The organism is Empedobacter sp. R132-2 (genome assembly GCF_030324375.1).
GTDB lineage: Bacteria > Bacteroidota > Bacteroidia > Flavobacteriales > Weeksellaceae > Empedobacter > Empedobacter falsenii_B.
This window is the reverse complement of the sequence record NZ_JACAGG010000065.1, coordinates 1-4,325: the sequence shown is the minus strand read 5'-3', so window position 1 is coordinate 4,325 and position 4,325 is coordinate 1. Positions and strand designations below refer to the sequence as shown.

At 28.2% G+C, this 4,325-nt stretch carries 6 protein-coding genes; 3 read left to right on the top strand and 3 right to left on the bottom strand.

From position 1 onward, the window contains the following. Positions 1 to 447: 447 nt before the first annotated feature. From HXZ69_RS15090 to HXZ69_RS15080, 3 genes are all read right to left on the bottom strand, one after another. The gene (locus HXZ69_RS15090) at positions 448 to 1,203 is read right to left on the bottom strand and encodes a DUF4241 domain-containing protein (protein WP_038335748.1); all 756 of its coding nucleotides are present in this window, start codon (positions 1,201 to 1,203) and stop codon (positions 448 to 450) included. Positions 1,204 to 1,283: 80 nt separating this feature from the next. Then, complete coding sequence (locus HXZ69_RS15085) at positions 1,284 to 1,883, bottom strand: hypothetical protein (protein WP_219035245.1); 600 nt, start codon at positions 1,881 to 1,883, stop codon at positions 1,284 to 1,286. Continuing rightward, a complete protein-coding gene (locus HXZ69_RS15080; RefSeq protein ID WP_125349347.1) occupies positions 1,876 to 2,451 on the bottom strand; it encodes a Crp/Fnr family transcriptional regulator in 576 nt (191 codons plus the stop codon). The genes HXZ69_RS15085 and HXZ69_RS15080 overlap by 8 nt, the downstream gene beginning before the upstream one ends. A gap of 108 nt (positions 2,452 to 2,559) precedes the next feature. On the opposite strand from HXZ69_RS15080, the gene HXZ69_RS15075 reads away from it, so the two are divergent. The 3 genes from HXZ69_RS15075 to HXZ69_RS15065 all read left to right on the top strand — a co-directional run bounded on the left by HXZ69_RS15075 (position 2,560) and on the right by HXZ69_RS15065 (position 4,203). Next, positions 2,560 to 2,967, top strand: coding sequence for an RrF2 family transcriptional regulator (locus HXZ69_RS15075; protein WP_221854439.1), 408 nt, complete (start codon positions 2,560 to 2,562; stop codon positions 2,965 to 2,967). A gap of 53 nt (positions 2,968 to 3,020) precedes the next feature. Next, positions 3,021 to 3,677: an NAD(P)-dependent oxidoreductase gene (locus tag HXZ69_RS15070; protein WP_125349349.1), complete on the top strand. Its 657-nt coding sequence runs from the start codon at positions 3,021 to 3,023 to the stop codon at positions 3,675 to 3,677. A 94-nt stretch (positions 3,678 to 3,771) separates the two neighbouring features. Continuing rightward, positions 3,772 to 4,203: a hypothetical protein gene (locus HXZ69_RS15065; RefSeq protein ID WP_125349350.1), complete on the top strand. Its 432-nt coding sequence runs from the start codon at positions 3,772 to 3,774 to the stop codon at positions 4,201 to 4,203. Positions 4,204 to 4,325: the final 122 nt, after the last annotated feature.

Here is a 4,325-nt window from a genome sequence, read left to right as displayed (position 1 = left end):
TCTGTTGATATTTTTCGTAGAACTTCCAATATTCTTTCGTAATTTGCAAGTAAGTTGTTCATTGTAAATGTTTTGTATTTAAAACAATTTACTGATTTTCAATCAAATGAACAACTTTATTCTTTATTAATCAAAATGCACAACGGGTATTCTATTGTATCGTATTCCAAATAAAAGTAGTGGATAGAATCATTATAAAAAATATTAGTTTTCCCTCTTAAACTGTAATTATCATCAAATAAATCTTGATTGGATTCTATTGCTGAAATTGTATTTTGATAATCAATTTTCTTAGAACAGCTTATTGTTTCTATAATAAATATGCTAATAAGAAGTTTTCTCATTCTGTTTAATATGATATACAATATGTTAAAATACATATTTTTAAACAAAAAAATCCCTCAATTTCTTGAAGGATTTTAAATTTTATTTGATCTAAAAAATTAATTACAACCACTCATCATCATCTTCTGAATCTTCTAATTCAGCATCGATGAATTGAATATAAAATGCAACAATTTCTCCTTTTTCATTGTATCCAAAGTAAGCGGGATAAATTCCTTCACCAAAACCAGCTTGAAAAATTGGCGATTTGAATTCTGTATTTGGAATTGTCCAATTGATCCAATCTCCTTCTTCTGATTGATATTTCGGATTATTTTTAGCGTTTTCTACAAATAATGCATTGAAATAATCATCATATAAATTTACATCACCTTTACTTTCGAATTCATCAATAAACTTTACAAAAGAATCTTTTGCTTCTGCATCAACAATTGTTGCTAAACCACTTTCAATAGAAAAACCAAAATATTCTCCTTCTTGTAATTCGTCAATCAACTCAATTCCTTTCATTGCTTCTTCATAACGAACAGGTTTTTCGTTTGTAAAAGCAACTTTGATACAACCAATCAAATTCTCAACATCACCATCGTCTTCAAATTTTACGATGCTTGCAGTTACAGGAAAATTACCTTTTGGCGTTTCAAGGAAATAAGGATCTTTGTCCATTGATAAATATTCACCCAAAGGATCATTTACAAAGATTTTACCTGATGGTAAAGAAACTTCTCCCATTTCGATTTGGTCGATTTCTACACCTCCAATTTCTTTATCTGTAAAATATTTTTCTAAATCATTAGGAGCTAAAGTGAATTCTCTTTTAGATTCCCAAGTTTTTAACCATTCTGCTGTTGGTTGCATAAATTATTGTTTTTAAGTGGTACAAAATTACATTAAATAATGAGACTAGCTTAACTTTTATATGTTAGTGAAAAATTAAATTATCTTAATTTTTTTCTCAACTCGTTCTTATCAATATCATATTCTAAATGCATGATCGAAATTAAATCATCTTCAGAAAGTAAATTGTTTTTGTAATATTGAATTAAAAATGATTCGATTTTAGAAAATTCATTTAATGATTTTTGTAAAAAATAAGCTTCAACAAATTGATTATCTTTTGTTTTTAATGTAATTAAATTACTAATTCCGTGCGAACCTTCTGGGTTTTCGAACTCACCAAATTCTTTTACAGCTTTTCCTTTGTAATCTTCATTATCAATGACAATAGAAAATAAATCGTTGATTGAAAAAGTTTGATCCTTTACAGAAATTGTATCTTTTGTAAATGTCAATTTTCCATCAAAATTACCTTTCAATTCTGTAGTAGGTCTTTTAAAATAACCATTCCAATAAGCAACAGCAGTAGCTAAAAGCCCAATAAAAATGTAATAATACGTTTGATTTTTAAAAACTTTCAGCTCCAAAAACACAAAACTAATTACAGTAACGGCGAGAAATGATAAGATTACTTTCGCAATTTGTTTATTATTTTTTTTAGGTTTTTCTGGTACAAAAATTTCAAAACTATAACTATCCATGTGCTATTTCTTTACGAACTCTACTTAAACTTTCGGGTGTGATGCCTAAATATGAGGCGATCATCCATTGTGGTATGCGAGAAAGTTGGTTGGGATAAAGACGCATAAATTCTAAATAACGAGTCTTTGCAGATGCACCAAGTAATAAATTAATACGATCTTGTAAACTGCGCACATGATTTTGAATTAATTTATTTTGAGCAGCTAAATAATTTGGATTTAATCGAGTGATTAGATTATTTAATTTTTCATTCAATAAAATAACGGTAGAATCTTCTATTGCTTGAATATAAAACTTTGATTGTTGCTTACAAAAAGCACTATTTCTATCACTTACAATCCAATTTTCTGTTCCGAATTGTAAAACATGTTCTTTTCCGTTTTCATCTATTGTATAAGAACGAATAACACCAGATTCAACAAAAAAATAATCTTCGGAATATTCACCAGGTTCTAAAATAAATTCATTCTTTTTGATGTGTTTTACTACCAAAAATTTTTCAATTTCTACCCATTGTTCTTCTGTGAGATCAATAATATTTGATAAATGTTTTTTATAATTTTCCATATGTATAGGAATGTGCAACAAATTTAAGAGAAATTAATCAATAAAATTGTATCAATATTTGTTACAATTGAAAATTTTGTACTAAATTTGTCCCATCGATTTAGAGAAATGAATAATTTAAGATTTGCAACGGCGATTCATATTTTAGTTTTGACTGAAAAATTTAAAGGACAATTAATTACTTCTGATTTTATTGCTGGAAGTATTAATGTGAACCCTGTTGTGGTTCGTCGTGAAATAAAATTCTTGAAAGAAGCAGGTTTTATCGATTCGAAAAAAGGTAAAGAAGGAGGAATTTATTTAGTTAAAAATTCTGCTGATATTTTGTTAGGTGATGTGTATAAAATTGTCAATCAAGAAAATGTTTTTGGACGAATGAATCATACCAATCCAGAATGTCCAGTTGGTAAACAAATGAATGACAATCTTGAAAGATTATTTGATAATGCTGAATCAGATTTAATTAAATCGTTAAATCATAAAACTTTAAAACAATTTTCTGATGAATTTCAGTAAAATTTTTTATCTTTAAATGTAACAAAATTAATTACAATATAAAATTAAATAAAATGAGAGTAGCAGTAATTGGAGCAACAGGTTTTGTAGGCTCACATATCGTAGAAGAATTGGTAAATAGAAATCAATCTATCAAAGCATTTGCACGAAATACTGACAAGGTTTTAGATAGTAAAAATGTAGCAAAAGTGGCGTTAGATGTAAACGATGTACAGGCTTTGGCGACAGATTTGAAAGGTGCTGATGTAGTTGTAAGTGCATTTAATGCAGGTTGGGCAAATCCAAATATTTATGAGGATTATTTGAAAGGTGCAAAAGCAATTGAAGAAGCAACTAAATTAGCTGGTGTAAAGCGTTTGATTGTTATTGGTGGAGCGGGAAGTTTGTATGTGAATGATCAAAAAGAATTACAAATTGTAGACACACCAGATTTTCCTGAACAAATAAAACAAGGCGCTTTGGCAGCGAGAGATTATTATAATATCTTGAAACAAGATAATGAGTTGGATTGGACAATGTTTTCTCCAGCGCCAGAAATGCATCAAGGAACATCTGGAGAGCGAAAAGGAACATATCGTTTAGGCAATGATGTACCAGTTTTCAATGCAGAAGGGCGTAGTATTTTGTCTGTGGAAGATGTTGCAGTGGTGATTGCAGATGAAATAGAAAATGCAAATCATATAAAAAGCAGATTTACAGCAGCTTATTAAGATATTTGAGTAAATTTACAATAAAATTATTTTTATAGGACAATTTTTTGTTTTTGGTACGGTTTGTGAAAAACAGATAACAAATACAAGAATAATGAAATTGTCAATCGCAATAGGAAGTTTAATCCTAAGTTTAGGATTTGTTCTAATATGCTCTTTTCTAAATCTTGGTGTATTTTTTAATCAACTACTTGGAGTAGTTTTTCTGTTCTGTAGTTTGTTTATGGGGTATTTAGGTTTCGTCAATTTATTTGATTACCTAAATCATTCAAGATTATTAAATAAAGGAGTAAAAGTAAAAGCACATATTATTGAAATAAAAAGAGGTTTATTAGGAGAAAATCATTTGCCAGATTATATAGTTGAAGTCTTTTATAAACATCCTAATAATGAGAAAATTTACTATACAGAGTTTGAATATTTTGGAGATGTTAATGCAAATGAGATTTTAAAAAAAGGAAAAGATGTCGATATCTTAATCGATCCTCAAAATCCAGAAAATATATATTATAAAAATATAATTTAAAAAAGGCTGTCCTAACAAATAGACAGCCTTTATTATTTTTATTAGTGTCCCGTCCTGAAATAGCGATACAAAAAAGAAATCGTTATTATGGAAGAAAGAAGCAATTATGTAAAACGTACTCA